The organism is Klenkia soli (genome assembly GCF_900103975.1).
GTDB classification, from domain to species: domain Bacteria; phylum Actinomycetota; class Actinomycetes; order Mycobacteriales; family Geodermatophilaceae; genus Klenkia; species Klenkia soli.
In genome coordinates this window covers 159,264-185,158 of record NZ_FNIR01000005.1, presented here as the reverse complement: position 1 = coordinate 185,158, position 25,895 = coordinate 159,264, and the positions used below count along the sequence as shown (strand labels likewise).

Sequence of the window (25,895 nt, the reverse complement as noted above, 5' to 3'; positions counted from 1 at the left end):
TGCGGTGATGGTGGCACCGGGGTCCGACATCCCGGTGGCGGTCAGGCGCCGGGCAGGGGGACGTTCTGCAGCCGCACCTGGCCGCGGGCGACGGTCTTGCCGTCCTCGGCGCGGGTCAGGGTGACCAGCCACAGCTGCAGGGTGCGCCCTTGCTGCACCGGCTCGGCCAGCACCTCGAGCCGCCCCGACGTCATCGGCCGGAGGAAGTCGGTCTGGTTGTTCACGCCGACCGCGAACTGGCCGCGGTCCTGCACGGCCACGCTGGCGCCGATGCTGGCGGCCGACTCGATCACCGTCGCGTAGACGCCGCCGTGCACCACACCCCAGGGCGTGTGGTGGTCGGGGCCCAGCTCGACCGTGCCGGTCACCCGGGTGCCGGTCATCTCGTCGGGGACGAAGCCGGTGGCGGCGAGGAAGGCGCCGGCCGGCGCGCCGAGGTCGGGGACGGTCATGGCTGCTCCTCGGTGGGGGGTGGCAGTGGAGCGTCCCAGACCAGGCAGAAGGGGTGGCCCACCGGGTCGGCGTACACCCGGAAGTCGCCGCCGGCACCGGGCAGCCGTCGGGCGCCGAGGGCCAGCACGGCGGGCTCGGCGATGTCGATGTCGGCGACCCGGACGTCCAGGTGCGCCTGCTGCGGGCGGGCGGGGTCGGGCCAGTCCGGCGGCTGCAGGTCCGGGGCCTGCTGGAAGGCCAGCCGGTAGCCCTGGCCGGTGACGGTCACCCACCGGTCACCGGGTGAGCCGTGCACCTGCATGCCCAGCAGGTCGGCGTAGAAGGTCGCCAGCGCGTGGGCGTCGGGTGCGTCGACGACGTAGGAGTGCAGTTGACCGATCACGCCCGCCATCGTGGCCCACCCGCGCGGGGTGCACGATCGGTGCCATGACCGCACCGCAGCTGGGCACGCTGACCTGGGCCCCCGCCGCCGACCGCACCGACCTGCTCGCCGCCCCCGTGGCCGCGGCTCTCCCCGGTCTCGGCGGCCCGGCCTGGGTGACCGAGATCGACGACGCCCTGGCCGACACGGCCGCGTTCGGCGAGGCCTACGCGGTGCCGGGGCATGCCTCGGCGAACTGCGTCGTGGTGGCCGCGCGGCGGGGCGGGGAGACCACGCTGGCCGCCTGCCTCGTGCTGGCCACCACGCGGGCCGACGTCAACGGTCTGGTCCGCAAGCACCTGGGCGCCCGCAAGGCCTCGTTCGCGCCGCAGGACGTCGCGGTCGCCGAGAGCGGCATGGCCTACGGCGGCATCACCCCGGTGGGGTTGCCGGCGTCCTGGCCCGTGCTGGTCGACGCCGCGGTGGCCGCCGGGGAGCTGCTGGTCGTCGGGTCGGGCATCCGCGGCAGCAAGCTGGCCGTGCCCGGATCGGTGCTGGCCGCCCTGCCCGGCGCGGTCGTGCTGGCGGGGTTGGGCCTACCGTCGGGCGGGTGAGCGACCTCCCCGGACGAGCGGACCGGACGACCTACCGGCGACCGACCGCGCCGCCGCGCCGGCCCCGCCGACGGGCGACCTCACCGGGCACCGGCGCCGTCGAACCCACCCCGGTCGAGCCCGCCCCCGACGACAGCGACGTGGGCTGGGGGGACCGGCCGCCGGCCGACGAGGAGACCCGCTACCTCACCGACCGGCCGCCGCACTGGGGTTCCGACTAGGGGAAGGACCCCGTCGCCCCCCACGACGCGCTCCGCACGCCGTGGGCCCTGCGACGGGGCCGATCCGGTCGCTACAGCCGGCCGGGCAGCGAGGTGGTGCCGGGGCCCGACGGGTCGGGACGCGGGGCGCCCCCCTGCTGGGCGACCAGCAGGTCGCGGATCTCGACCAGCAGCTCGACCTGGGTCGGGCCGACCGGACCGGCCTCCTCGCCGCTCTTGCGCCGCTCGATGATCTTCTTCATGGGGACGACGACCACGAAGTAGACGACGGCCGCCGTCAGCACGAACGTGATCACCTGGTTGACGAACGCCCCCCAGGTGAAGGTCTGCCCGTTCACCGTGAACGTGCCGCCGTCGACCCCACCGCCACCGATGAGACCGATCAGCGGCTTCAGGAACGAGTCGGTGAACGACCCGACGACGGCGGTGAACGCGGCGCCGATGACGACGGCGACCGCGAGGTCGACGACGTTCCCGCGCAGCAGGAAATCCTTGAAGCCCTTGATCATGGTGGTCCTCCGGGTGGTCGACGAGCCGCGCGTCCCCCTCGCGACGGTCAGGGCGGGCCGAGGGTAACGGTCAGCGTCGACGTGGAGGTTGCGGTCGCCAACCGCGCCGCGGTGTCGGTGGCCACAGCCAGGACCAGCAGCCCGGCACCGGTCTCGGCGGACGGGACGGCGAGCACCAGGGCGTCGGCGGCCACCACCTCGGTGCCCGTGCCGTCGGCCGTGGCGAGGACGTCGACCCGGTCGCCGGACCGGAGCAGGGCGGCCACCGCGAGGTCGGCCAACCGCACCGGCGCGGCCACCTGACCGACCGGCACCTGCGACCACAGCCCGGGCCCGACCAGCCGGGCGTCGGTGACCGGCTCCCCGCGCCGGAGCGGGGAGGCCAGCACACCGCCCACGAGCAGGCCGGGGTCGGCCGCCGAACCGTCGGGCACCACGGCCGGGGGTAGCTCCGCCGTCGTCAGGTCGGCCTCGGCGAGCAGGGCACCGGCGGGCAGGTCGGCGGCGGCCACCACGACCGGCTCGCCCGGGGCCGCGGCCGCAGGGGCGTCGACCGGCGGCCGCAGCGCGAGCAGGAGGGCCCCGCCCGTCAGCAGCCCGGCGGCCACCCGGCGCAGGGTGTGGGCGGGGTGGCGCGGACGGCGCAGGGGGAGGAAGGGCACCGGCCGATCGTCGGTGCACGCCGCCCGGTCGCGACCGGTCCGGGTCGATCTGTGGACGGGCGCCCCCGGTGTGGACGACGGCGGGCGGACAGGCCGCCGTCCGTGCTACGTCAGCTGGACGACGACCCGCCGGTGGAGGACGACGAGGAGGACGACGACGAGGTGGACGGCGCCGGGGTCGACGAGCTGGTCGAGGACGACGAGCTGTCCTTCGACCCGCTGGAGGAGGACTCGCCGCCGGACTCCTTCGCCGAGGACGAGGAGGACGACGACGTCGAGGACTTCTTCGACCCGGAGTCGCGGCTGTCGGTGCGGTAGAAGCCGGAGCCCTTGAACACCACGCCGACCGAGCCGTAGACCTTGCGCACCGGTGCGCCGCACTCGGGGCAGGTCGCGACCGCCGGGTCGGTGAACGACTGGACCACCTCGAAGGAGTGCTTGGTCTCGGGGTTGGTGCAGGCGTACTGGTACGTGGGCACGGGTGCTGGGCTCCTGAGGTCGGTGCTGGTCTCGTCGCGCACCGGGCTGGCACTCGCACCCGGCGACTGCCAATCATGCGCCACCGCAGGTGCGTCGTCCACGAGACACCCCTTACCGTCCCGGTCGTGACGTCGCCGTGGTTGGACGAGCAGCAGCAGCAGACGTGGCGGACCTGGCTCGCCGTGGCCGAGCTGCTGCCGCGGGTGCTCGACGCCCAGCTGCAGCGCGACGCCGGGCTGACCCACGCCGCGTACGTGGTGCTCGCGATGCTGTCCGAGGCCCCCGACCGTCGTCGGCGCATGAGCGAGCTGGCCCGCATGGCCAACCAGTCGCAGAGCCGGCTCTCGCACACCGTCGCCCGGTTGGAGGACCGCGGCTGGGTGCGCCGGGAGAAGGCGGCCGACGACGGCCGCGGCAACGTCTGCGTGCTCACCGACGACGGCTGGGACGTCGTCGCCCGGGTCGCGCCGGGCCACGTGGCCGCCGTCCGCGAGGGGTTCTTCGCCGCGATGACCACGGAGCAGGCGGCCGCGCTGCAGGGCGCGCTGACCGCCGTCCTGGACGGTCTGGAGCCCGACCGCACCCAGCGGTGACCGCTCAGCCCAGGTGGCGCAGGAAGCCCTCCGGCCGGTCGAGGAACTGCCGCCAGTTCGCGGTGAGCTCGAGCTCCTCCCACGTCGCCGGGCGCAGTCCCCACGGCCCGACCTCGAGGACCCGGGCGCCGGGGAGCGCGGCCACCAGCGGGGAGTGCGTGGCGACGACGAGCTGCGCGCCCCTCGCCACCAGGTCCAGCAGTCCGGCCACCAGCCGGAGCTGACCGGCGAACGAGAGGGCGGCGTCCGGCTCGTCGAGCAGGAACACCCCGGCGCCCCGCAGCTTCTGGTCGAAGATCGACAGGAACGCCTCGCCGTGGCTGAGCCCGTGGAAGAGCGGCTCGAGCCGGAGCCGGTCCGGGTTGGCCTCCAGGTAGGTGTAGAGCGTGTGCAGCGTCTCGTCGCGCAGCAGGTAGGCCCACCGCGGCGCGCCCGGGGCCCGCTCGACGACGAGGGGGAGGGCTTCGGGCTCGGAGCGGCGGGTCTCGAGCCGGGCGCCGGCCGACCCGCCCTCGGGGTTCAGGCCGAGCGCCGCGGCCAGCACCTCGACGAGGGTGGACTTGCCCGAGGCGTTCTCGCCCACGAGCACCGTCGCGCCGGGGGCCAGCTCGAGGCCCTCGGCCCACAGCTGGGCCACCGCCGGCACGGTCATCGGCCAGACGTCGGCCGGGGGTGGCTCGGCGCCGCGGTCGGCCCGCACGCGTCGCACCCCGGGTCGCACGGCCACCCGCGCATCCTGGCGCACCGGGGTCAGCGGGCGCGGCGGCCCAGGTGGCGCCAGCGGGTGGCCCGGCTGCGCATCCGCTCGGTGTCGTCGCGACCCAGCAGGCCGGCCAGCTCCTCGGCGAGCACCCGGCCCAGGCGGGCGCAGAACTCGTCGGGCTCGTCGGCGGCGTCCGGACGCTCGGGGACGACGCGGTCGACGATCCCGGCCCGCCAGAGGTCGGTGGCCCGCACCCCCTGCTGCGCCGCCATCTCGCCCGCGTGGTCGACGTCCCGGTGCACGATCGCCGAGGCACCCTCGGGCGGCAGCGGACCCAGCCAGCCGTTCGCGGTGGCCAGCACCCGGTCGGCCGGCACCAGCGCCAGCGCGCCGCCCCCGGTGCCCTGGCCGAGCAGCACCGCCAGCGTGGGCGCCTTGAGGGTGACCAGGTCGGCCAGGCAGCGGGCGATCTCGCCGGCCAGCCCGCCCTCCTCGGCCTCCTTCGAGAGAGCCGCGCCCGGGGTGTCGATGAGCGTGACCAGCGGCAGCCGCAGCTCGGCGGCCAGCCGCATGCCGCGCCGGGCCTCGCGCAGGGCGGCCGGGCCGAGCGGCGCCGACAGCGACTGCCCGCGCCGGTCCTGGCCCAGCACCACGCACGGCGCCCCGCCGAACCGCGCCAGCGCCAGCAGCAGCCCGGGGTCGGACTCCCCGGCACCGGTGCCGTTGAGCGCCACGACGTCGGTGGCCGCGGTGCGCAGCAGCCGCCGCACGCCGGGCCGGTCGGTGCGGCGGGAGGCGGTGACGACGTCCCAGGCGGTGCGGCCGTCCTCGGGGTCGTCGGCGTCGGTGCCGTCGCCCTCCACCGGGCCGGCGACCTGGGCGTCGCGGTGCCAGGTGGCGCGGGCGGCGAGCACCCGCAGCGCGCGGTCGGCGACGTCGGCGACCTGCTCGTGGGGCACCACGGCGTCGATCACGCCGCGCTCGTGCAGGTGCTCGGCGGTCTGCACGCCCTCGGGGAAGGGCTCGCCGTAGAGCTGCTCGTAGACCCGCGGCCCGAGGAACCCGATGGACGCCCCCGGCTCGGCGATGGTCACGTGGCCCAGCGACCCCCACGAGGCCAGCACGCCGCCGAACGTGGGGGAGCGCAGGTAGACCAGGTAGGGCAGGCCGGCCTCCTTGTGCCGGGCGATGGCCTGGGAGATGCCGATCATCTGCAGGAACGCGACGGTGCCCTCCTGCATGCGCGTGCCGCCGGAGACCGGGGCGGCGAGCAGCGGCAGCCCCTCGTCGGTGGCCCGCTCGATGGCGGTCATCAGCCGCTCCGCGGTGGCGACGCCGATCGAGCCGGCCAGGAAGCCGAACTCGCCGGCCACCACGGCCACGCGGCGGCCCCGCAGCCGGCCCTCGCCGGTCACGATCGCCTCGTCCTGCCGGGTCTTCTCCTGCGCCCGGGCCAGGTCGGCGGCGTACTCGGGCGAGACGTCGCGCGGCCCGACCGGGGTGTCCCAGGTGATCCAGGTGTCGGGGTCGAGCACCAGGTCGCGCAGGGTGCGGGCGTCCATGCGGGTGCTCACGAGCGCAGCCAGGCGCGGATCGCGTCGCCGTCGGCGCCGAGCACCGGGGGAGCGGTGTGCGCCGTGCGGGTGGTCTCGGTCTCGCCGTCGGCGGACGGCGCGAAGAACCGCAGCGGCGGCCCCGGCAGCTGCACGGTGCCCAGGGTCTGGTGGTCGACGTCGACCAGCAGGCCCTGCGACCGCACCTGGTCCCAGCCGTAGACCTCGTCGATCGTGCGCACCTTGCCGGCCGGCACCCCTGCCGCGGACAGCCGGGCGAGCAGCGTCTCGGCCTCGACCTGGGCGAACGCGCCCTCCAGCAGCTCGATGACCCGCTGGCGGTTGCCCACCCGCTCGCCGTTCGTGGCCAGCCCCTCGGCCTCGGCGTCCAGCCCGAACTCCGCGCACAGCCGGCGCCACAGCGACTCCGACCCGCACGAGAGCTGCACCGACCCGCCGTCGGCGCAGCGGAACAGGCCGTACGGGGCGATGGAGGGGTGGTGGTTGCCCTGGGCGTGGCCGACCTCGCCCGCCACGGTCCACGCCGTCCCCTGGAAGGCGTGCACGCCGACGACGGCGGCCAGCAGCGACGTCCGCACGACCTGGCCGCGGCCGGTCCGCTCGCGCTCGAGCAGTGCGGCGAGCACGCCGTAGGCGCCGTACATGCCGGCCAGCAGGTCACCGATCGGGACGCCGACCCGCTGCGGGTCGTCGGGTCCGGAACCGGTCAGCGACATCAGGCCGGCCTCGCCCTGGGCGATCTGGTCGTACCCGGCCCGCCCGCCCTCGGGGCCGTCGTGGCCGAAGCCGCTGATCGCCAGGGTCACCAGGCGCGGGTTGAGCTCGGCGAGCACGTCGGTGCCGAAGCCCAGCCGGTCCAGGGTGCCGGGCCGGAAGTTCTCCAGCAGGACGTCGGCGCGGCGCAGCAGCTCGGTCAGCACCGCCTTGTCGGCGTCGTCCTTGAGGTCGAGGGTGATCGACTCCTTGTTCTTGTTCGTCGACAGGAAGTAGGTCGACTCCCGGGCCCCCTCGGGCGGGTCGACGAACGGCGGACCCCAGCCGCGGGTGTCGTCGCCGCTGCCCGGGTTCTCGACCTTGATCACCCGCGCGCCGAGGTCGCCGAGCATCATGCCGGCGTGCGGCCCGGCGAGTGCGCGGGTGAGGTCGACGACGAGGGTGCCGTCCAGGGGGCCGGTCATGGTGTCTCCGTTCATCAGAGCCACCCGGGGACGACGAAGACCAGCCAGGCCACCAGGGGCCCGACCAGGACGACGACGCCCGAGTAGCCGAGGATCTGCTTGTAGAAGCGGTCGCGGTCGACGTCCTGGGCGTTGGCCAGCACCAGGGCGCCGTTGGTGGAGAACGGGCTGACGTCGACGATCGTGGCGCTCACCGCGAGGGCGACGACGACGCCGACGGCCCCGATCTCGCCGGCCAGCAGGAACGGCACGGCCAGCGAGATGGCCACGCCGATGATCGCCGTGGAGCTGGCGAACGCGCTGACCACGGCCCCGATGTAGGCCAGCAGCAGGGCGACCAGCAGCGGGGCGCCGATCGAGGTCACGCTCTGCCCGACGTACTCGATGGTGCCGGCGGCCTGCAGCACCGACACGAAGGTCAGCACGCCGGCGATGAGCAGCACGGTCGACCAGCTGATCTGCATGACCGCGCCCTTGTGCCGGGCGGCGGAGAACAGGGCGAGCACGGTGGCGATGGTGATCGAGACGAAGCCGATGTCCAGGTCGAAGACCAGTGCGAGCAGCACCAGCACGACCAGCCCGAGCAGGGTGAGGACCTGCTCGAAGGTCACCTTCGACGGTGCGGTGACGGTGTCGACGGCGCTGCCCGCCGAGGTGCCGTGGCCGGTGACCTCGGCGGAGGTGTCGCCGTCCTCGGTGCTGGCGGGGACGTCCTCGTCGGTGACCTTGCGGCCGACCAGCTGACGGCCGCCGAGGACCACGAAGATGATCGCGCCGATGGCGACGTTGAAGAACAGGCTGCCCAGGAACACCGTGACCGGGGACGACGGCAGGTCGTTGTCGGCCACGATCGTGTTGACCGTGACGCCGTAGACGCTGATGGGGGAGAACCCGCCGGCCTGCGCGCCGTGCACGACCATCATGCCCATCAGCAGGGGGCTGATCCGGAACCGCGCGGCGAACCCGAGCGCGATCGGGGCGATGATCGCCACCGCCGCCGGGCCGAGGGCGCCGATCGCGGTGAGCACGCCGGTGACGGCGAACATGATCCAGGGGATGAAGGCCACCCGGCCGGCCACCAGCTTCACCGCGCCGCGCACCAGCAGGTCGACCGTGCCGTTGTTCTGCGCGATGGCGAACAGGTAGGTGACGCCGATCAGCGTCAGCACCAGCTCGCCGGGGAAGCCGGCGAGGATGTCGTCGGTGGTCATGCCGACGGCGAGGGTGCCGACCAGGAAGGCGGCCACGAACGCCAGGGCGCCCATGTTGATCGGCAGGAAGGTGGCGATCGCGAAGATCGCCACCAGCGCCAGGATCGAGATGATCTCGGGTGACACGGTCTGCTCCCACGTCGTCGGGGGCCAGCTGTGCGCCGGCTGTGCTCGGATCGTGCTCGTGCCGGCGGGGGCCAGCACCTCGGAGGAGTGGTCCAGTGGCCTAGCCACTGAGCCGGCGCTAGTGTGGCACCCATCACGACCGTCGTGTCAAGGAGGTGCCGGTGGGTCCGGGTCCGCTGCGCCGCAACCGGCTCTACGAGCAGGTCGTGCACCAGCTGCTCACCTGGGCGGCCGCCGCCGGGCTGGGTCCCGGTGACCGGCTGCCGGCCGAGCGCGAGCTGGCCGCATCCCTCGGCGTCAGCCGCGCCACGCTCGCGCAGGCGCTGGTCGCGCTCGAGGTGACGGGGGTGGTCGCCGTCCGGCACGGCGACGGCACCGTGCTGCTCGTGGCGCCGCGCGCGGACACCGTGCTGGCCGCGCTGAACGCCCGGCGCGAGGACCTCGGCGACGTCATCGAGGCGCGGGAGGCGCTGGAGGTCCGGCTGGCCGCGCTGGCCGCCGCCCGCCGGACCCCGGCCGACCTGGCCGAGATCGACGCCGCGCTGGCGGCGATGGCGGCCGACGTCGGGTCCGGCGGTCGCGGGGTGGCCGGCGACGAACGCTTCCACGCCGCCGTCACCGCCGCGGGCCACTCGGCGCTGCTGGCCCGGTTCATGGCCGAGATCGCCGACCGCATCCGGGACAGCCGCATCGAGTCCCTGTCCCAGGAGGGCCGCCCGCACCGCTCGCTGGAGGGCCACCGGGCGATCGCCGACGCCATCCGGGCCGGTGACCCCGACGCCGCGGCCGCCGCGATGGCCGCGCACATCCACCTGGTCTCCGACGTCCCCCTCCTCGGCGGCGGCTAGCGGCGCAGGGCGAGCCAGCCGCCGGACGGGGTGACCACGGCGTGCAGGCGGACGTCGTGCGGCTCCGCCGGCACGGTGTCCAGGAGCTCCTCGTCGAACACCACCCCGACGAGGACGGCGTCCGGCGCGGCGTGGGCCAGGGCGCGGTCGTAGTACCCGGCCCCGCGGCCCAGCCGGGTGCCGTCCAGACCCACCGCCAGCGCGGGGACGACGACCACCGCAGCCTCGCCCAGTGCCTCGGCCGGAAGCCTCGGCCCGCCGGGTTCCAGCAGGCCGTACCGGCCCTGGACCAGCTCGCCCGTCACCCGCGCCCAGGCCAGCACCCGACCGGACGGCGGGACCACGGGCAGCAGGGCGCGGGGGCCCAGCGCGGCGACCAGCTCGCCGTGCCCGGGCTCCTCGGCCGTCGGCACGTACCCGGCGACGACGCCCTCGGGCAGCCCGGCCCGCAGGTGGTCGGCCACGGCGCGGGCGGCCGTCGTCCGCACCTCGGCGGTCTGCGAGGCCCGCGCCGCCAGCAGGGATGTGCGCAGGGCCACCTTGGCACTCACCACGTCGGGGGAATCGCGCACCGCCGCAGGCTAGCTAGGGTCCACCCCATGCCGAGCTCGACGAACAGCCGTCCCGCCCGCAAGGCCGTCATCCCCGTCGCCGGGATGGGCACCCGGTTCCTGCCGGCCACCAAGGCCGTGCCCAAGGAACTGCTGCCCGTCGTCGACCGACCGGCGCTGCAGTACATCGTCGAGGAGTCCGCGCGCGCCGGCCTCGGTGAGGTCCTGATGGTCACCGGGCGCGGCAAGGCCGCGATCGAGGACTTCTTCGACCGCACCCCCGAGCTCGAGGCCGCCCTGGAGAAGAAGGGTGACCAGGCCCGCATCGACGCCGTCGCGGAGTCGACGGACGTCGCGCAGGTGCACTTCGTCCGCCAGGGCGAGGCCAAGGGCCTGGGCCACGCGGTGCTCCAGGCCGCCTCGTTCGTGGGTGACGAGCCGTTCGCCGTCCTGCTCGGCGACGACCTGATCGACGCCCGCGACCTGCTGCTCGAGCAGATGCTCGCCGTCCAGGCCGAGCACGGCGGTTGCGTCATCGCGCTGCTGGACGTCGGCGCGGACAACATCGACAAGTACGGCTGCGTGGCGATCGACGACGCCCCGCAGACGGACGCCGGCGAGGGCGACCAGGTCGTCCGGATCACCGGCATGGTCGAGAAGCCCCCGAGGGACGAGGCGCCCTCCAGCCTGGCCATCATCGGCCGCTACGTCCTGGCACCGGAGATCTTCGACGCCATCCGGGCCACCCCGCCCGGCCGGGGCGGGGAGATCCAGCTGACCGACGCCCTGCTCAAGCTGGTCGAGGACGGCGTCCCGGTGCACGGCGTGGTCTTCTCCGGCCGCCGGTACGACACCGGCGACAAGCTCGACTACCTCAAGGCCGTCATCCGGCTGGCCGTCGAGCGCGACGACCTGGGCCCGGCGCTGCGTCCCTGGTTGCGCGATTTCGTCGGTGACCTTGCTCCCGAGGGCGCGTCGCAGGCCTGACCGGGCCCGCGCACCGGGCACCATCGGGGGCCGGGCGCCCGCTCCAGGTGCGCTGCGGATCGGGACGGCGGTGGTGACGGTGGCGGGTGTGACCGAGGACAGGACGCGGGGCTGGTTCCGGGGTACCCGGGAGACCACGCAGATCGACCTCTCCACCGGCTCGCCGGTCGGCGCCCAGCCGACCCGGCAGATCGCGGCGACGGGCACCCACGCCACGGTGCAGGTCGACCGCGACCAGCTGCCCGAACCCCCCGCCGAGGCCCGCACCGACAGCTGGGCGGCCGTCGAGCCGGTCGTCCGCAGCGTCGAGCAGCACCTGGACCTGATCCTCGCCGCGGCGCCGACCCCCGACCCCATCGAGCTCGCCGTCCTCGACGCGCAGGGCCTGCTCTGCGCCGAGCACGTGGTCAGCGGCCGGGACCTCCCCTCCTTCGAGCAGGCCGCCCTCGACGGCTACGCGGCCCGCTCGGTCGACACCGTCGGCGCCACCCCGGAGGACCCGGTCGGGCTCGCCGTGGTGGGCGAGAGCCAGGCCGGGCCGGCCGAGCCGTCGGCCATCGGGCCGGGTCTGGCGCACCGGGTCGCCGCCGGCGCCATGCTGCCCACCGGGGCCGACGTCGTCGTCCCGACGGTCTGGACCGACTCCGGTGCCGCCCACGTCGGCGTCCACGCCGAGCTGGCCCCGGGCACCTACGTGCGGCACGCCGGGGACGACGTCGCCGTGGGCGACACCGCCGTCGCGCTGAACACCCCCATCGGCCCCGCCCAGATCAGCCTGCTGGCCGCCGTCGGCCGCGAGCGGGTGCTGGTGCACCCGCGCCCGCGGATCGCCGTGCTCTGCGCCGGCAGCGAGCTCGTGGACGTCGGCCGCACCCCGGGCCCCGGTGAGGTCGTCGACGTCAACAGCTACGCGCTGGCCGCGGCCGCCCGCGACGCCGGCGCCGAGGCCTACCGGTCGGGCATCGTGCCCCGGGACCGGCGGCGGCTGGTCGAGCTGCTAGAGAGCCAGCTGCTGCGCAGCGACATCGTGCTCATCGCCGGCACCTTCGCCGGCAACGGCTTCGACCTCGTGCAGGAGGCGCTCGCCCAGCTCGGCGAGGTCACCTGGGCCCAGGTCGCCATGCACCCCGGTCCGGTCCAGGCCTTCGGGCGGCTGGGTCGCGACGGCGTCCCGGTCATCTGCATCCCCGGCGAGCCGGCGGCCGCGCTGGTCGCGTTCGAGGTGTTCGTGCGCCCGGCCATCCGGCTCATGCTGGGCAAGCGCCAGCTGTTCCGGCGCACGGTGCAGGCCGTGTCGGCCCAGCAGCTGCTGAGCCCGCTGGGGTACCGGCAGTACCTGCACGGCCAGGTCATGCGGCACCCCGACGGCGGGTACGTCGTCGAGCCCGTCGGCGGCGGCGAGAGCGGGCACGACGCCGCGCTGGCCCGCACCGCCCGGTCCAACTGCCTGGTCGTGATCGACGAGGACGTCACCGAGGTCTCGCCCGGCGGGCTCGTCACGGTCATGCCCATGCTGCTCGGCGGCTGAGCTGACCGGGTTCTGGTCCGACCCCGCTCTCCACCCGGGCTGGCCCGCCGAGCTCGTGGACGGCGACGTCCGGCTGCACCCCCTGCGCCGTGCCGACGCCGCGGCCTGGTCCCGGCTGCGGGTGGACAACCGCGCGTGGCTCGCGCCCTGGGAACCCTCGGCGCCCGCGTCGTGGGAGCAGCGGCACACCCCCGCGGTCTACCGGGCGATGCGTCGCGCCGCCCGTCGGCGGGCCCAGCAGGGCCTCGCCCTGCCCTTCGCCGTCCGGCACCGCGACCGGCTGGTCGGCCAGGTCACCCTGGACAACGTCGTGCGCGGCGCGCTGCGGTCGGCGCACGTCGGCTACTGGATCGACCGGGCCGCCGCGGGGCAGGGCATCGCCTCCACGGCGGTGGCCCTGGTGTGCGACCACGCCTTCGGTCCGGCAGGTCTGCACAGAATCCAGGCCGACATACGTCCCGAGAACGGTCCCAGCCGCCGATTGGTAGAGCGACTGGGTTTCCGCGAGGAGGGGATGTTCCGCTCGTACCTCGACATCGACGGCGACTGGCGCGACCACCTGGGCTACGCGCTGCTCGCCGGTGACCACCCCCGCGGGGTGGTCGCGCACCTCCGTCGGTCGCACTGACCGACACGCCGACCCGTGCGACACGCCGGGTCGGTGCGACACGACACGGGCACGCCCCGGTGCGCCTCCCTCGATGGGGGGAGCGCGCGCCCTAACGTGCCTCCTCGAGTGACCCGTGTGACTCGTGTGACGCCAGGGATCGGCATCGCACATGCGGGATGCCAGGGATGGGGTGGTTCGCGATGGGATCGGGTGTGCTGCTGGCCGCTCTGGTCGTGCTGTGGTTCGTGGTGCTGGTGCCGATGGTGGTCACCCGCGGCGACGCGGCGCCGGCCCGGGCAGGTGCTGTCGACTCCGGGCGCACGCTGCGCCGTCGCCGGGTCGTGGACCCGGTGGTCCACGCCGACACCGAGCGGGTCTCCATCGACCGCAGCCAGCTCCAGCGGACCGGTGAGCTGCAGGTCGACGTGCACGCGCTGCGCCGCCGCACGCTGGCCGGCCTGGCCGCGCTCGCCGTCCTGGTCCTGGTCGGCGCGCTGACCTACCGCTCCTGGCTCTGGGCACCGCAGGTGCTGCTCGACCTCGCCGTCGTCGGCTACCTCATGGTCACCCGCGCCGCCGCCCAGCGGGAGCGCCGGGCGACGGCCCGCCGGCAGGCCCGGGCGGCCTCCCGCCCGGCGCGTCCCGCGGCCCGTCCCGCCCCCCGCCCGGCCGCTGCGGCCGCGCCGTCGGTCCCGGTGCACAGCCTGCCGCTGGCCCCGGTCCACCCGCTGCGCCCCGGGCGCACCGTCACCCCCTCCCACGCCGCCCCGGCGGCCGCGAGCTGGCAGCACAGCGCCGTGGTCGGCCTGGACGACGAGGACATCGGCTTCGCCGACATCGACGTCTACGCGCCACGGACGGCGACCGGCTGACCCTGCGCGGCAGCCGCACCGCCAGGCGGTAGGCTGTCCGGGTACCAGGGGCTGTGGCGCAGTTGGTAGCGCGTCTCGTTCGCAATGAGAAGGCCAGGGGTTCGAATCCCCTCAGCTCCACCGGTCGCAGAGCCCGGGTCCCGATCGGGGCCCGGGCTCTGCTGCGTCAGGCGAAGCCGGGCGGGCGCTTGCCCACGAACGCGGCGATCCCCTCGGCCGACTCCGGGTCGCCGGCCGACTCCACGATCAGCCGGGCCTCCTCGTCCAGCTGCGCGTCCAGCGTGGTGGTGGCCGCGCGGCGCACCAGACCACGGGTGCGCACCATCGCCCGCACCGGCCCGGCGGCGACCTGGTGGGCCAGCTCGGTGGCGGCGGTAGTCAGCGCCTCGTCGTCCACGAGCCGGCCGACCAGGCCGAACAGGTGCGCGTCTGCCGCGCCGAGCGTGCCGTTGGTGAGCATCAGCTCCAGCGCCCGCGGCGCACCCAGGGTGCGGGCCAGGGCCCACGAGCTGCCGCCGTCCGGGGAGAGCCCGATGGCCCCGTAGGCGGGGCGGAACTTCGTGGCGCGGGCGGCCACCACGAGGTCGCAGGCGCCGACCAGGCCGATCCCCGCCCCGGCCACGGCGCCCTGCACGCCTGCCACGACGGGCACCGGGCAGCCGACCACCCGTCGGACGACGTCGTGCCACCGGTCGGCCAGCGCGCCGATGAAGGCGGCGCGGTCGTCGGCGGCCGCCATGCCCTGCACGTCGCCGCCCACGCAGAACCGCGGGCCGGCGCCGAGCAGCAGCACGGTGCGGGTGTCGGCCGGGCGGTCGTCGAGGGCCCGCACGAGGGCGTCGGCCAGGGCCAGGTCGATCGCGTTGCCGGCCTCTGGCCGGTCCAGGGTGACCACCCAGACGTCGCCGTCCCGTGCCGTGCTCACCCGTCGCGTCGTCGCGCTGCTCGTCATGGCCCGACCGTAGGGGTGCCGGCAGCACCGTGCCCCCGGTCCGTCGGGACCGGGGGCACGGTGGCGCAGGTGGGGCGGGGTCAGCGACGGTGCAGGAGCTCCGCCTCGACCTCGCCGTCGACGGCACCCGGGGCACCGCCGAACTCGTCGGCGATCTCCCCGGCGACGTCGTCGGGTGCGTCGACCGGGTGGCCGTCCTCGGCCATCCCGCGGTCGGCCGCGGCCAGGATCCGGTGCCCGCTGGCCAGCACGGCGACGCCGGCCAGGACGGCCACCGCACCGACGTAGAAGGGCACGTGGACGTCGAAGGCCTCGACCAGCTTGCCCGCCGCGAAGGGCGCCAGCCCGCCGCCGAGGAACCGCACGAAGCCGTAGGCGGCCGAGGCGACCGGCCGCTCGACCGGGCTGACCTGCATGACCGCCTGGGTGGTCAGCGTGTTGTTGATGCCGATGAACGCCCCGGCCACGATCACGCAGGTGATCAGCGCCCACTTCGTGTCGGTGAAGACCGCGATCAGCAGCAGGTCGACGGCGAACAGGCCCAGCGCGCCGTAGAGGCTGCGGGCGGTGCCGAACCGGGCCTGCAGCCGGGGCGCACCGACGACCGAGAACAGCGCGACCAGCAGCCCCCAGCCGAAGAAGACGAAGCCCAGCTCGATCGCCGACAGCTCCATCGGGAACGGGGCGTAGCCGAGCATCGTGAAGAAGCCCCAGTTGTAGAGCAGGGCGGTGATCGCCATGGTCAGCAGGCCCCGGTGCCGCAGCGCCTTGAGCGGGGCGGACAGCGGCATCTTCTGCACGGGCTTGGGCGTCTTGTCCAGCAGGACGACGGTGGCCAGCAGCGCGATCGCCATCAGCACGGCGACGCCGAAGAACGGGCCGCGCCAGCTGATGCTGCCCAGCAAGCCGCCGACCAGCGGACCGGCCGCGATGCCCAGGCCGAGGGCGGCCTCGTAGAGCACGATCGCGCCGGCGAACCCGCCCGAGGCGCTGGCGACGATGACCGCCAGCGACGTGGCGATGAACAGGGCGTTGCCCAGGCCCCACCCGGCGCGGAAGCCGACGATGCCGCCGATGGAGTCGCTGAGCCCGGCCAGCGCGGAGAAGACCACGATGATCGACAGCCCGGCGACCAGGGTCTGCTTGGCCCCGATCCGGCTGGACACCCAGTTGGTGCCGAGCATCGCGACCGCGGTGACGACCAGGTAGCTGGTGAACAGCAGCGTCACCTGGCTCTCGCTGGCGCCCAGCTGGGTCTTCAGCGAGGGCAGGATCGGGTCGACGAGCCCGATGCCCATGAAGCTGACGACGCAGGCGAACGCGACGGCGTACACCGCCTTGGGCTGGCCGAGCATGCTGGACTTCTGGCTGGTTGCGCCGTGTGCGCTCACCAGGTCACCTCCGCAGGTGGGGGTCGTGGGGGATCAGTGCTGGAGGGCCCCGGCCAGGCGGCCGAGGGCGGGGAGTGCTGCGGCGATCCGGGCGACGTCGTCGTCGTCCAGGTCGGCCAGCGGGCGGGCGATGCGCGCGGCCCGCTGGGTCCGCCGCCGGGACAGCAGGTCGGCGCCGGCGTCGGTCAGGCTGAGGACGACGGCCCGGCCGTCGCGCGGGTCGGCGGCCCGGTGGACGAGACCCTGCCCCGACAACCGCGCGATGAGCGCGGTCATCGACGGCTGGCTGACACCCTCGGCGGCGGCCAGCTCGGTGAGCCGGGCGGGGCCGGAGCGCTGCAGGGTCGCCAGGGTGGCGGCCGCGGTGAGGCTGAGCTCGGTGCGGCTGCTGGTCAGCTGGCGCAGCCCGACGACGACGTCGTCCAGGTGCGCGGCCAGCTCGGTCCGGTCATCAACCATGCACCCAGTTGTACAACCCAACTATGGATACGTCAAAACCAGCTGGGGAACCACATGCGCTGCACCCACTCGGCGTAGGACAGCGGCTGCCCGGTGAGGACCGGGTAGAAGAACACGAACGTCAGCGCGACCACGGCCAGGTACAGGCTCACCGCGCCGAGGCCGAGCTGCCGGCGGAACGGGGTGGCCCGGTCGGGGCCGGTCTGCCGGCCCAGGACGTCCTGCAGGGCGAGGGTGACCGCCAGGACGAAGAAGGGCAGCACCGGTGCCATGTAGAAGATGAACATCGTGCGCTCGAGGTTGACGAACCAGGTCAGCCAGCCGGCGGCGATGCCCACCGCGACGGTGATGGCCGCCGGGTCGCGCCGGGCGACGATCCGCCAGACCAGCCACAGCATCGCCGGGGCGAAGACCAGCCAGAGCGTGGGGGTGCCCACCATCAAGATGTAGCGGATGACCTGGTCGCCGGCGGAGTCGGTGAGGCCCTGCGGGTTCCACAGCAGGATCGGCCGGCCGTCGACCAGCCACGACCACGGCCCGGACTCCCACGGGTGCGGGGTGGACAGCCCGTTGTGGAAGGCCAACCACTCACCGTGCATGTGCCACAGCGAGCGCAGCGGGCCGGGGATCCAGGGCCAGTCGGTGTCGGGGTTCTGGTCGGCCCAGTGCCGGCCCTGGGAGTTCTCGCCGCGGAACCACCCGGTGAAGGTGGCCAGGTAGGTGAGCACGGGGAGCAGCCCCAGGGCCCACGCGGCACCGGGCAGGCCGCGCAGCAGCGCCGTGCGGGTGGGGCTGGGCACGCCGGCCTCGCGCCAGGCGGCGCGGTCCCAGAACAGCGACAGGATCGCGAAGAAGGCCAGGAAGTACACGCCGGACCACTTGACCCCGGCCGAGCAGCCGAACAGCACCCCGGCCGCGATCCGCCAGCCCCGGGGGCCGAGCGCGAAGCCGTGGGTGAGCGGGCCGCGGGCGCGGATGCGGGCCCGCACCCGGTCGCGGTCGACGACCAGGCAGGCGACCGCGCTGACCACGAAGGCCTGCAGGAAGACGTCGAGCAGCCCGATGCGGCCGACGGTGAACGCGAAGCCGTCGAGGGCCATGAGCAGCCCCGCGACCAGCCCGAGCAGCGTGGACCCGGTGAGCCGCCGACCCAGCCGGGCGAGCACGACGACCGCCACGGTGCCGGCGACCAGGCTCGGGAACCGCCAGCCGAAGCTGTCGTACCCGAAGAGCTTGATGCCACCGGCGATCAGCAGCTTGCCCAGCGGCGGGTGGACGATGAACGTGTAGCCGCGGTTGTACTCGTACCCCCACTCGAGGACCTCGTTGGCCTCGGGCGGGTAGTAGGCCTCGTCGAAGAGCAGGTCGCCGGGGTAGGAGAGGTCCCAGAGCCGGCTGACGAAGGTCGCGACGCCGAGCACGGCGGCGAGCACCCACGACAGCACCCGGTCGGTGGGGAGCGGCGGGGTGAGCTGGCGGGCCGGACGCCGGGGCACCCGACGGGCCGGCGCGGCCTCGTCGGGCGTGCGCTCGGGAGCCAGCACCGCCATGCCGGTCAGGGTAGGCGGAGGGTCTGACACCCTCGTGCCGTGACGGGACGACTCGTGCTCGGCGGCGCGCCGCTGGGACAACCCGGTGACGTCGGCCCCCGACTGCGGGAGGCGATGGCCACCGCCGAGGTGCTCGCCTGCGAGGACACCCGCCGCCTGCACCGGCTGGCCCAGGACCTCGGGGTGACGTTCACCGGCCGGGTGGTGACCTTCCACGAGACGGTCGAGGCATCCCGGCTGCCCGGCCTGGTGGCCGCCATGGAGGCGGGGCAGACCGTGCTGCTGCTCACCGACGCCGGCATGCCGTCGGTGTCCGACCCCGGGTACACCCTGGTGCGCGCCGCCGTCGAGGCCGGCATCGAGGTCACCTCGGTGCCCGGGCCGTCGGCCGTCACCACCGCGCTGGCGGTGTCCGGGCTGCCGTGCGACCGGTTCTGCTTCGAGGGGTTCCTGCCCCGCCGCGGCCGACGGACGGCGTTCACCGCGCTGGCGGCCGAACCGCGCACGATGGTCTTCTTCGAGTCCCCGCACCGGCTGGCCGACGCGCTGGCCGACGCCGCCGCCGTGCTGGGTGACGACCGCCCCGCCGTCGTCTGCCGCGAGCTCACGAAGACCCACGAGGAGGTCGTCCGCGGCACCCTCGGGTCGCTGGCCGCGTGGGCGGCCGAGGGCGTGCGCGGCGAGATCACCCTGGTGGTCGCCGGTGCCCCGGCGGGCCCCGCCGACCTGACACCGGCCGAGATCGCCGCCGAGGTGGCCCGCGAGGAGGCGGCGGGGGAGACCCGCAAGGACGCCATCCGTGCCGTCGTCACCCGGACCGGCCTGCCCAAGCGCGTCGTCTTCGACGCGGTGGTGGCCGCCAAGCACCCCTGACCCGCCCCGCCCCGCCCCGCCGGGCCCGCTGCCGAGCCCCCGCCCCCGGCCCCGCGGTAAAGGAACCTCTGCACCCCCTGCCGGAGCCAGAACGGGGTGCAACGGATGCTTTGCCGTACTGCAGCGGGGGCGGGCGGGGCAGGGTCAGGCTGCGCGGAGCTGGGCCACCCGCACCCGGTAGACCGCCAGCACCTTCGCCCGCACTCCGTCGGGGTCGCGCAGCACCTCTGCGTAGGTGAAGCGGAGCACCAGCCAGCCCAGCGCGGCGAACACGGCGTCCCGGGCGAGGTCGTCGGCGCGCTGCCGGGGTGAGGTGTGGAAGGCCGCGCCGTGCAGCTCGACGGCGAGCATCGCCTCCTCCCAGGCACGGTCGTGGTGCCTGGTGATGCCGTCGGGGCAGTCCACGGCGAACTGGCCACGGCTGGTCGGCATCGACCGGTGGGTGAACACGCCCAGGACGCCGAGCGCCTCGAGCTCGCTCCGCACCCCGTCCGCGACCAGGGCGATGGCCTGGGCCAGTTGTCGTCGGCCGCCGATGTTGGACCTGCGTCCCAGTGCTGCGACGAGGTGCGCGGGGTCCAGCCGCAGCTCACGGACCGCGTCCACGAGCACCGGGCGGCGCTCGGCGCGGGGGAGCAGCGGCCATGCGGTCACCAGGCTGTCGGCCGGTGGCAGCACGGGCAGCCCGCGGACCCATTGGCGGTCGGCCTCGGAGAAGCCGTCGCGGCGGTGGACGACGAGGTCGGTCGCACCGGCCCTGCGGTGCTTCGAGGCGATGGTGACGTGGACCGGGCCGCTGGCTGCACGTAGGCCGTGCACGGCCAGCGCGGTGGTGTGGCTCAGCGCGACGACGCCGCCGACGCACATCACGGCCGCCCGCAGCCGACGATCACCTGCGGCTGGGTCGCCCTTCGCCGTGTAGACGTGGGGGAAGACGCGGAGCAGGCGGCCGCTGTCGACGTGGTTGTCGACGATGCTCCGCGGGGCCACCCGCAGGAGGTCCTGGCGGGTGGCCAAGCCGTGCTGCCCTCGCAGCAGGTCGTGGATGGCGCGGCGGTGGTGGTCAGCGGGCACGCCGGTGATCGTCGATGCCGGGACGCCGTGGTGGGGCACTGCGCCGCAATCTGTGGACAGCCCGCCGATCCGTGCCGCCTCGAGTTCGGCAAAGGAACCTCTGCACCCCCCAACCGCGCGGATGGGGGGTGCAGAGGTTCCTTTGCCTCGGTTCGAGGTGGGAGCGGGGTGTGGACAGCGGGGCTGGCGCGGGGGTTACAGCCAGCCGCTGCGCTTGAAGGCGCGCCAGAGGGCGGCGCAGGCGGCGGCCATCAGCAGCAGCACCAGGGGGTAGCCCAGGTGCCACTTCAGCTCGGGCATGTAGTCGAAGTTCATGCCGTAGATGCCGGCGATCGCGGTGGGGACGGCGATGATGCCCGCCCACGCGGAGATCTTGCGCATGTCCTCGTTGTCGGCCAGCGAGGTGCGGGCCAGCGAGGCCTGGAGGATGGAGGACAGCAGCTCGTCCAGGGACGCGATCTGGTCGCGCACCCGGATGGTGTGGTCCTGGACGTCGCGGAAGTAGGACCGCATCGCGTCGGGCACCACCTCGACCTGCCGCTCGGCGAGGGCGTGCAGCGGGAGGTCCAGCGGGGTGACCGCACGGCGCAGCTGCATGAGCTCGCGCTTGAGCTGGTAGAGCCGCGGGATGTCGTCGGTGCGCTGCGGGGAGAAGACCGACGCCTCGAGCTCGTCGACGTCCTCCTCGACGCTGGCCGCGACCTCCACGTAGTGGTCCACGACGAGGTCGGCGACGGCGTACAGCACGGCGGAGGGGCCGTGGCACAGCAGGTCGGGCTGCTCCTCCAGGCGGTGCCTGAGGTCGGCCAGCCCGCCGTGCTGGCCGTGCCGGACGGTGATCACGTGGTGCGGGCCGAGGAACACCATCACCTCGCCGGTGTCGACCACCTCGCTGGTGGCGGTCAGCTGCTCGTGCTCCACGTAGATGGCGGTCTTGAGGACCATGAACAGGCCGTCGTCGTAGCGGTCGAGCTTGGGGCGCTGGTGGGCGTAGACGGCGTCCTCGACGGCGAGGGGGTGCAGGCCGTACTCCTCGGCGATGGACTCGAACTCCTTCTCGCTGGGCTCGTGCAGACCCAGCCAGACGAAGCCGTCGCGCTCACGGGCCACCCGCAGGGCATCTGCGGGGGCGACGCCGTCGACGCGGTGGCCGTCGACGTAGACCCCGCACCCCACCACCGGGTCGCCCTCGGGTCGGTGCGGAGCCGGGCCCAGCGGCGCACCGGCCGGGCGTGGGCTGTGCCGCGGGCGGGGCTTGGGGGCCGGGGTGGCCGCAGGTGCGTCGGTCCCGGCGTCGGTGCTGGCCATCTGTCTCCTCCGCTGCGGGTCGACGGCGAGCGTAGGCGTGCGGCCCGACGTGACGCGTGGCACGCTCCGACCACCACACGTGATCAACAAGCAGGGCAGGGGGAACGCACATGGCCGTCACCAACCGCTGGCGCGTCAAGAGCGTCGAGGACTCCATCCACGACACCGAGGAGCCCGAGCACCAGCTCAAGAAGAACCTGTCCGGCCTGGACCTCACGGTCTTCGGCGTCGGCGTCATCATCGGCACCGGCATCTTCGTGCTCACCGGCGAGGTCGCGCAGACCACCGCGGGCCCGGCGGTCGCGATCTCCTTCGTGATCGCCGGCATCGTCTGCGGGCTGGCCGCGCTCTGCTACGCCGAGTTCGCCTCGACCGTGCCGGTCGCGGGGTCGGCCTACACGTTCTCCTACGCGACGTTCGGCGAGCTGGTGGCCTGGATCATCGGGTGGGACCTCGTGCTCGAGCTCGCGCTGGGCGCGGCCACGGTGAGCGTCGGCTGGTCCGGGTACCTCAACCAGCTGCTCAGCGACATCGGCATCGGGCTGCCCGAGACCATCGCCGGCGAGACCGCCCGCTTCAACATCCCGGCCATGTTCATCGCGCTGCTGATGACCGGGGTGCTCATCCTGGGCATCAAGCTGTCGTCGCGCATCACCTCGATCATCGTGGCCATCAAGGTCGCGATCGTGCTGCTGGTGATCGTGGTCGGCGTCTTCTACGTCAAGGCGGCCAACTTCAGCCCGTTCATCCCGCCGACCGAGCCGGCCGAGGGCGGTGGCTCCGGGCTGACCCAGCCGTTCATCCAGCTGCTCACCGGGTTCGCCCCGGCCAGCTTCGGCGTCGAGGGCGTCATCGCCGGCGCGGCCATCGTGTTCTTCGCCTTCATCGGCTTCGACATCGTCGCCACCGCGGCCGAGGAGACCAAGAACCCGAGCAAGGACCTCCCGCGCGGCATCTTCGGCTCGCTGGCCGTCTGCACGGTCCTCTACGTGCTGGTCAGCCTCGTGGTCGTCGGCATGCAGAACTACACCGAGCTGAACGCCTCGGCCCCGCTGGCCGGTGCGTTCTCCAGCGTCGGGCTGCCGTTCTTCGCCGGGATCATCTCGGTCGGTGCACTGGCCGGGCTGACCAGCGTGGTCATGATCCTCATGCTGGGCCAGTCGCGGGTGCTGTTCGCCATGAGCCGGGACCACCTGCTGCCCCCGGGCCTGGCCAAGGTGCACCCCACCTACGGCACGCCGTACCGGATCACGCTCATCACCGGCGTGGTCGTGGCGATCATGGCCGGGTTGATCCCGCTGGGCACGCTGGCCGAGCTGGTCAACATCGGCACCCTGTTCGCCTTCGTGCTGGTCAGCATCGGGGTCGTGGTGCTCCGCAGGACGCGGCCGGACCTCCCGCGGGCGTTCCGCGTGCCGCTGATGCCGGTGCTGCCGATCGTGGCGGCGGTCGCCAGCCTGTACCTGATGATGAACCTGCCCACCGACACCTGGATCCGCTTCGCGGTGTGGATGGCCATCGGCGTGGGCGTCTACTACGCCTACGGCCGCAAGCACAGCCGGCTGGCCAAGGGCGGCGACCACGACCACAGCGTGGAGACCGGCGACGGCACCACGGGTCAGGGCCACCAGCAGTAGCCCCACGACCGGCACGACGACGGCGGGGCCGTCTCACCCACCCGGGTGAGACGGCCCCGTCCTCGTCTCCGGACCCGGGCGCGGCGGGACGACCTCCACGGTGACCGACCGTCGCCGTCCAGGGAGATCCGTTGTCCAGCACCGCAGTCGCGCTGCCCCGCATCCCGGTCACCCCGACCACCGGGCGGCGCCGGGCACCGGCGACCGTCCTGGCCTCGGGTGCCCTCGCCGTCGTCCAGGCCGTGGGCCTGCTCGCGCTGGGCCTGACCTCGCTGGACGCCGTCTGGGGCGACGGACTGCGGCCGCCCGGGGTGCTGGTGGCCGGCACCCTGCTGGGCCTGGCCGGCTGGGTCGTGCTCGTCGCCGCGGGCGGTGCGTCGCTGGTCGACGGCGCCGGCAACCGGCTGCTGGTCTCGGTGTCCGTCGGGGAACTGGTGCTGCTCGGCGTCCTCGCCGTGGGCGGGGTCGCCGACGGGGTCCGGCAGGTCGACCTGGGCGGCCAGACCTTCTCGCTGTCCGCGCTGGCGGTGACGGCCGCCGTCCTCCCGCTCGTGAAGCTGCTGCTGGGCACGTCGCCGGCGGCCGGCGACTGGACGGCGACCACGCGCCGTCCGGTCCGCGTCCCGCGCCCGCCGGCGGCCCACCGCCGGGCCCGCGCCGTGACCCTGGCCGTGATCGCCCTGGCCCTGGTCACGGTCTCGCTCACCGGGCAGCCGGCGCCGGCCGGGACGGCGACGACGAACGTGGTCGACACCGCTCACTAGTCTCGTGCCGTGAGTGATCGGCACATCCTGACCGCGGTCGCCTGGCCCTACGCCAACGGCCCCCGGCACATCGGCCACGTCTCGGGCTTCGGCGTGCCCTCCGACGTGTTCAGCCGGTACCAGCGGATGGCCGGCAACCGGGTGCTGATGGTCAGCGGCACGGACGAGCACGGCACCCCGATCACCGTCGCCGCCGACGCCGAGGGCGTCTCGCCGCAGGAGATCGCCGACCGCAACAACCGGATCATCGTCGGCGACCTCACCGGCCTGGGGCTGAGCTACGACCTGTTCACCCGGACGACGACGGCCAACCACGCGGCGGTGAGCCAGGAGATCTTCCTGGGCCTGCTCAAGAACGGCTACGTCTTCGCGCAGACCACGCTGGGCGCGATCAGCCCCTCGACCGGGCGCACCCTGCCCGACCGGTACATCGAGGGCACCTGCCCCATCTGCGGCTACGACGGCGCCCGCGGCGACCAGTGCGACAACTGCGGCAACCAGCTCGACCCGATCGACCTGGTCAACCCGGTCTCGAAGATCAACGGCGAGACGCCGAAGTTCGTCGAGAGCGAGCACTGGTTCCTCGACCTGCCCGCCTTCGCCAAGGCCCTCGGCGACTGGCTGGGCACGCGCAAGGCGTGGCGGCCCAACGTCCTGAACTTCAGCGTGAACCTGCTCGAGGACCTCAAGCCGCGCAGCTACACCCGGGACATCGACTGGGGCATCCGCATCCCGCTGCCCGACTGGCGCGAGCGGGACGACAAGCGCATCTACGTCTGGTTCGACGCGGTCGTGGGCTACCTCTCGGCCTCGATCGAGTGGGCGCGGCGCTCGGGTGACCCCGAGGCGTGGCGGCAGTGGTGGCAGAGCCCGGACGCCGACGCCTACTACTTCATGGGCAAGGACAACATCGTCTTCCACGCCGAGATCTGGCCCGCGCAGCTGCTGGGCTACAACGGCGGCGGCGACAAGGGTGGCACCCCGGGCTCCTACGGGGCGCTGAACCTGCCCACCGAGGTGGTCTCCAGCGAGTTCCTGACGATGGAGGGCAAGAAGTTCTCGTCCTCGCGTCGGGTGGTCATCTACGTGCGCGACTTCCTCGAGCGCTACGACGCCGACGCGCTGCGCTACTTCATCGCGGTGGCCGGTCCGGAGAACCAGGACACCGACTTCACCTGGGCCGAGTTCCGCCGCCGGAACAACGACGAGCTCGTCGCCGGCTGGGGCAACCTGGTGAACCGGTCGATCTCGATGGCGGCGAAGAACGTGGGCGCCGTCCCGCAGCCCGGTGACCTCACCGACGCCGACCGCGACCTGCTGACGACGACGTCCGGCGCGTTCGGCACGGTGGGCGAGCTGCTGGGCCGCAACCGGCAGAAGGCCGCGATCAACGAGGCCATGCGGGTCGTCGGCGAGGCCAACAAGTACCTCTCGGACCAGGCGCCGTGGAAGCTCAAGGAGGACCCGGCCCGCCGGGACTCCGTGCTGTTCACCGCCCTGCAGGCCATCAAGGACTGCAACGGGCTGCTCTCGCCGTTCCTGCCGCACGCCGCGCAGCAGGTGCACGAGCTGCTGGGCGGCGAGGGCACCTGGTCGGTGCAGCCGCGCATCGAGGAGGTCACCGACCTGGACGACGGCCGGCCCTACCCGGTGATCACCGGCGACTACGCGACGGGTCAGGCCGTGTGGGCCTCGGTGCCGATCACCCCGGGGACGCCGCTGGACACCCCGAAGCCGGTCTTCACCAAGCTCGACGAGTCCATCGTCGAGGAGGAGCTGCGCCGGTTCGAGGAGGGGTCCTGAGCC

At 74.1% G+C, this 25,895-nt stretch carries 28 protein-coding genes and 1 tRNA gene; 13 read left to right on the top strand and 16 right to left on the bottom strand.

The features are described from left to right. Window positions 1–41: 41 nt before the first annotated feature. Window positions 42–452 (bottom strand): PaaI family thioesterase, encoded by a 411-nt coding sequence (locus BLS67_RS09475; RefSeq protein ID WP_091243757.1) that lies wholly within the window; start codon window positions 450–452, stop codon window positions 42–44. Beyond that, on the bottom strand, window positions 449–835 hold the full coding sequence (locus BLS67_RS09470) for a VOC family protein (protein WP_207500448.1): 387 nt from the start codon (window positions 833–835) through the stop codon (window positions 449–451). Before BLS67_RS09470 ends, BLS67_RS09475 begins: the two co-directional genes overlap by 4 nt. Window positions 836–879: 44 nt before the next feature. Between BLS67_RS09470 and BLS67_RS09465 the strand changes: the two genes are divergently transcribed. Both BLS67_RS09465 and BLS67_RS09460 read left to right on the top strand, forming a co-directional pair. Continuing rightward, complete coding sequence (locus tag BLS67_RS09465) at window positions 880–1,428, top strand: YbaK/EbsC family protein (protein ID WP_207500446.1); 549 nt, start codon at window positions 880–882, stop codon at window positions 1,426–1,428. Further along, window positions 1,425–1,649, top strand: a complete 225-nt coding sequence (locus BLS67_RS09460; RefSeq protein WP_091243752.1) for a hypothetical protein — start codon at window positions 1,425–1,427, stop codon at window positions 1,647–1,649. Before BLS67_RS09465 ends, BLS67_RS09460 begins: the two co-directional genes overlap by 4 nt. A gap of 71 nt (window positions 1,650–1,720) precedes the next feature. On the opposite strand, the gene mscL is transcribed toward BLS67_RS09460, so the two are convergent. The 3 genes from mscL to BLS67_RS09445 form a co-directional block, all read right to left on the bottom strand. Beyond that, window positions 1,721–2,158, bottom strand: coding sequence for a large conductance mechanosensitive channel protein MscL (mscL, locus tag BLS67_RS09455; protein ID WP_091243749.1), 438 nt, complete (start codon window positions 2,156–2,158; stop codon window positions 1,721–1,723). Window positions 2,159–2,205: 47 nt separating this feature from the next. Further along, complete coding sequence (gene cpaB, locus BLS67_RS09450; protein WP_091243746.1) at window positions 2,206–2,820, bottom strand: Flp pilus assembly protein CpaB; 615 nt, start codon at window positions 2,818–2,820, stop codon at window positions 2,206–2,208. Between the two features lie 110 nt (window positions 2,821–2,930). Beyond that, complete coding sequence (locus BLS67_RS09445) at window positions 2,931–3,299, bottom strand: FmdB family zinc ribbon protein (protein WP_091243743.1); 369 nt, start codon at window positions 3,297–3,299, stop codon at window positions 2,931–2,933. Between the two features lie 126 nt (window positions 3,300–3,425). Here BLS67_RS09445 and BLS67_RS09440 point away from each other — a divergent pair, with 126 nt between their 5' ends. Further along, window positions 3,426–3,893 (top strand): MarR family winged helix-turn-helix transcriptional regulator, encoded by a 468-nt coding sequence (locus tag BLS67_RS09440; protein WP_207500444.1) that lies wholly within the window; start codon window positions 3,426–3,428, stop codon window positions 3,891–3,893. 4 nt (window positions 3,894–3,897) lie between these two features. Here the strand turns inward: BLS67_RS09440 and BLS67_RS09435 are convergent, their stop codons facing one another. From BLS67_RS09435 to BLS67_RS09420, 4 genes are read right to left on the bottom strand one after another with little or no spacing between them, the layout of a single operon-like run. After that, window positions 3,898–4,620, bottom strand: a complete 723-nt coding sequence (locus BLS67_RS09435; protein ID WP_091243737.1) for an AAA family ATPase — start codon at window positions 4,618–4,620, stop codon at window positions 3,898–3,900. Window positions 4,621–4,643: 23 nt separating this feature from the next. After that, window positions 4,644–6,170, bottom strand: a complete 1,527-nt coding sequence (locus BLS67_RS09430; RefSeq protein ID WP_242653954.1) for an acetyl-CoA carboxylase carboxyltransferase subunit alpha/beta — start codon at window positions 6,168–6,170, stop codon at window positions 4,644–4,646. Beyond that, on the bottom strand, window positions 6,167–7,348 hold the full coding sequence (locus BLS67_RS09425; RefSeq protein ID WP_207500442.1) for a CaiB/BaiF CoA transferase family protein: 1,182 nt from the start codon (window positions 7,346–7,348) through the stop codon (window positions 6,167–6,169). Before BLS67_RS09425 ends, BLS67_RS09430 begins: the two co-directional genes overlap by 4 nt. Before the next feature lie 14 nt (window positions 7,349–7,362). Next, window positions 7,363–8,793 (bottom strand): SLC13 family permease, encoded by a 1,431-nt coding sequence (locus BLS67_RS09420; protein ID WP_242653953.1) that lies wholly within the window; start codon window positions 8,791–8,793, stop codon window positions 7,363–7,365. A gap of 53 nt (window positions 8,794–8,846) precedes the next feature. Between BLS67_RS09420 and BLS67_RS09415 the strand changes: the two genes are divergently transcribed. After that, a complete protein-coding gene (locus BLS67_RS09415) occupies window positions 8,847–9,533 on the top strand; it encodes a FadR/GntR family transcriptional regulator (protein ID WP_207500440.1) in 687 nt (228 codons plus the stop codon). Here BLS67_RS09415 and BLS67_RS09410 read toward each other — a convergent pair. Next, complete coding sequence (locus BLS67_RS09410) at window positions 9,530–10,105, bottom strand: 5-formyltetrahydrofolate cyclo-ligase (RefSeq protein WP_091243725.1); 576 nt, start codon at window positions 10,103–10,105, stop codon at window positions 9,530–9,532. The two genes, BLS67_RS09415 and BLS67_RS09410, sit on opposite strands and share 4 nt — an antisense overlap. 27 nt (window positions 10,106–10,132) lie before the next feature. Here BLS67_RS09410 and BLS67_RS09405 point away from each other — a divergent pair, with 27 nt between their 5' ends. The 5 genes from BLS67_RS09405 (at window position 10,133) to BLS67_RS09385 (ending at window position 14,201) form a co-directional block, all read left to right on the top strand. After that, window positions 10,133–11,071, top strand: coding sequence for a UTP--glucose-1-phosphate uridylyltransferase (locus BLS67_RS09405; protein ID WP_091243722.1), 939 nt, complete (start codon window positions 10,133–10,135; stop codon window positions 11,069–11,071). An 88-nt stretch (window positions 11,072–11,159) separates the two neighbouring features. After that, the gene (gene glp / locus BLS67_RS09400) at window positions 11,160–12,599 is read left to right on the top strand and encodes a molybdotransferase-like divisome protein Glp (protein WP_242653952.1); all 1,440 of its coding nucleotides are present in this window, start codon (window positions 11,160–11,162) and stop codon (window positions 12,597–12,599) included. Window positions 12,600–12,654: 55 nt separating this feature from the next. Beyond that, complete coding sequence (locus BLS67_RS09395; protein ID WP_242653951.1) at window positions 12,655–13,227, top strand: GNAT family N-acetyltransferase; 573 nt, start codon at window positions 12,655–12,657, stop codon at window positions 13,225–13,227. Between the two features lie 182 nt (window positions 13,228–13,409). Then, window positions 13,410–14,081, top strand: a complete 672-nt coding sequence (sepX, locus tag BLS67_RS09390) for a divisome protein SepX/GlpR (protein ID WP_091244212.1) — start codon at window positions 13,410–13,412, stop codon at window positions 14,079–14,081. Window positions 14,082–14,128: 47 nt separating this feature from the next. Then, window positions 14,129–14,201: transfer RNA gene (locus BLS67_RS09385), tRNA-Ala, on the top strand. A gap of 46 nt (window positions 14,202–14,247) precedes the next feature. On the opposite strand, the gene BLS67_RS09380 is transcribed toward BLS67_RS09385, so the two are convergent. The 4 genes from BLS67_RS09380 to BLS67_RS09365 form a co-directional block, all read right to left on the bottom strand. Then, window positions 14,248–15,033 (bottom strand): enoyl-CoA hydratase/isomerase family protein, encoded by a 786-nt coding sequence (locus BLS67_RS09380; protein WP_091243716.1) that lies wholly within the window; start codon window positions 15,031–15,033, stop codon window positions 14,248–14,250. Window positions 15,034–15,113: 80 nt separating this feature from the next. Further along, a complete protein-coding gene (locus tag BLS67_RS09375) occupies window positions 15,114–16,424 on the bottom strand; it encodes an MFS transporter (RefSeq protein WP_242653950.1) in 1,311 nt (436 codons plus the stop codon). A gap of 33 nt (window positions 16,425–16,457) precedes the next feature. Next, window positions 16,458–16,883: a MarR family transcriptional regulator gene (locus BLS67_RS09370; RefSeq protein WP_091243711.1), complete on the bottom strand. Its 426-nt coding sequence runs from the start codon at window positions 16,881–16,883 to the stop codon at window positions 16,458–16,460. 32 nt (window positions 16,884–16,915) lie between these two features. Next, window positions 16,916–18,433, bottom strand: a complete 1,518-nt coding sequence (locus BLS67_RS09365; protein ID WP_091243708.1) for a dolichyl-phosphate-mannose--protein mannosyltransferase — start codon at window positions 18,431–18,433, stop codon at window positions 16,916–16,918. 39 nt (window positions 18,434–18,472) lie between these two features. On the opposite strand from BLS67_RS09365, the gene rsmI reads away from it, so the two are divergent. Beyond that, window positions 18,473–19,306, top strand: a complete 834-nt coding sequence (rsmI, locus tag BLS67_RS09360) for a 16S rRNA (cytidine(1402)-2'-O)-methyltransferase (RefSeq protein ID WP_091243706.1) — start codon at window positions 18,473–18,475, stop codon at window positions 19,304–19,306. A gap of 144 nt (window positions 19,307–19,450) precedes the next feature. Here the strand turns inward: rsmI and BLS67_RS09355 are convergent, their stop codons facing one another. Both BLS67_RS09355 and corA read right to left on the bottom strand, forming a co-directional pair. Beyond that, window positions 19,451–20,380 carry a DUF559 domain-containing protein gene (locus BLS67_RS09355; protein ID WP_091243703.1) on the bottom strand — a complete coding sequence of 310 codons (930 nt, stop codon included), beginning with the start codon at window positions 20,378–20,380 and terminating at the stop codon, window positions 19,451–19,453. Window positions 20,381–20,575: 195 nt separating this feature from the next. Next, complete coding sequence (corA, locus tag BLS67_RS09350; RefSeq protein WP_091243698.1) at window positions 20,576–21,688, bottom strand: magnesium/cobalt transporter CorA; 1,113 nt, start codon at window positions 21,686–21,688, stop codon at window positions 20,576–20,578. 110 nt (window positions 21,689–21,798) lie between these two features. On the opposite strand from corA, the gene BLS67_RS09345 reads away from it, so the two are divergent. From BLS67_RS09345 to metG, 3 genes are all read left to right on the top strand, one after another. Further along, the gene (locus BLS67_RS09345; RefSeq protein ID WP_091243693.1) at window positions 21,799–23,325 is read left to right on the top strand and encodes an amino acid permease; all 1,527 of its coding nucleotides are present in this window, start codon (window positions 21,799–21,801) and stop codon (window positions 23,323–23,325) included. A gap of 131 nt (window positions 23,326–23,456) precedes the next feature. Then, a complete protein-coding gene (locus tag BLS67_RS09340) occupies window positions 23,457–24,089 on the top strand; it encodes a hypothetical protein (RefSeq protein ID WP_091243690.1) in 633 nt (210 codons plus the stop codon). A gap of 9 nt (window positions 24,090–24,098) precedes the next feature. After that, entirely contained in the window at window positions 24,099–25,892 is a 1,794-nt protein-coding gene (metG, locus tag BLS67_RS09335; RefSeq protein ID WP_091243688.1) for a methionine--tRNA ligase, read from the top strand. The last annotated feature ends 3 nt before the right edge of the window (window positions 25,893–25,895 follow it).

Excerpts from the sequence above, each read along its gene's own strand:
- BLS67_RS09370 (WP_091243711.1), bottom strand. The coding sequence starts at position 16,883 with ATGGTTGATGACCGGACCGAGCTGGCCGCGCACCTGGACGACGTCGTC.
- sepX (WP_091244212.1), top strand. The coding sequence starts at position 13,410 with ATGGGATCGGGTGTGCTGCTGGCCGCTCTGGTCGTGCTGTGGTTCGTG.
- corA (WP_091243698.1), bottom strand. The coding sequence starts at position 21,688 with ATGGCCAGCACCGACGCCGGGACCGACGCACCTGCGGCCACCCCGGCC.
- BLS67_RS09475 (WP_091243757.1), bottom strand. The coding sequence starts at position 452 with ATGACCGTCCCCGACCTCGGCGCGCCGGCCGGCGCCTTCCTCGCCGCC.
- BLS67_RS09345 (WP_091243693.1), top strand. The coding sequence starts at position 21,799 with ATGGCCGTCACCAACCGCTGGCGCGTCAAGAGCGTCGAGGACTCCATC.
- mscL (WP_091243749.1), bottom strand. The coding sequence starts at position 2,158 with ATGATCAAGGGCTTCAAGGATTTCCTGCTGCGCGGGAACGTCGTCGAC.
- BLS67_RS09425 (WP_207500442.1), bottom strand. The coding sequence starts at position 7,348 with ATGACCGGCCCCCTGGACGGCACCCTCGTCGTCGACCTCACCCGCGCA.
- BLS67_RS09380 (WP_091243716.1), bottom strand. The coding sequence starts at position 15,033 with ATGACGAGCAGCGCGACGACGCGACGGGTGAGCACGGCACGGGACGGC.
- BLS67_RS09365 (WP_091243708.1), bottom strand. The coding sequence starts at position 18,433 with ATGGCGGTGCTGGCTCCCGAGCGCACGCCCGACGAGGCCGCGCCGGCC.
- BLS67_RS09405 (WP_091243722.1), top strand. The coding sequence starts at position 10,133 with ATGCCGAGCTCGACGAACAGCCGTCCCGCCCGCAAGGCCGTCATCCCC.
- BLS67_RS09465 (WP_207500446.1), top strand. The coding sequence starts at position 880 with ATGACCGCACCGCAGCTGGGCACGCTGACCTGGGCCCCCGCCGCCGAC.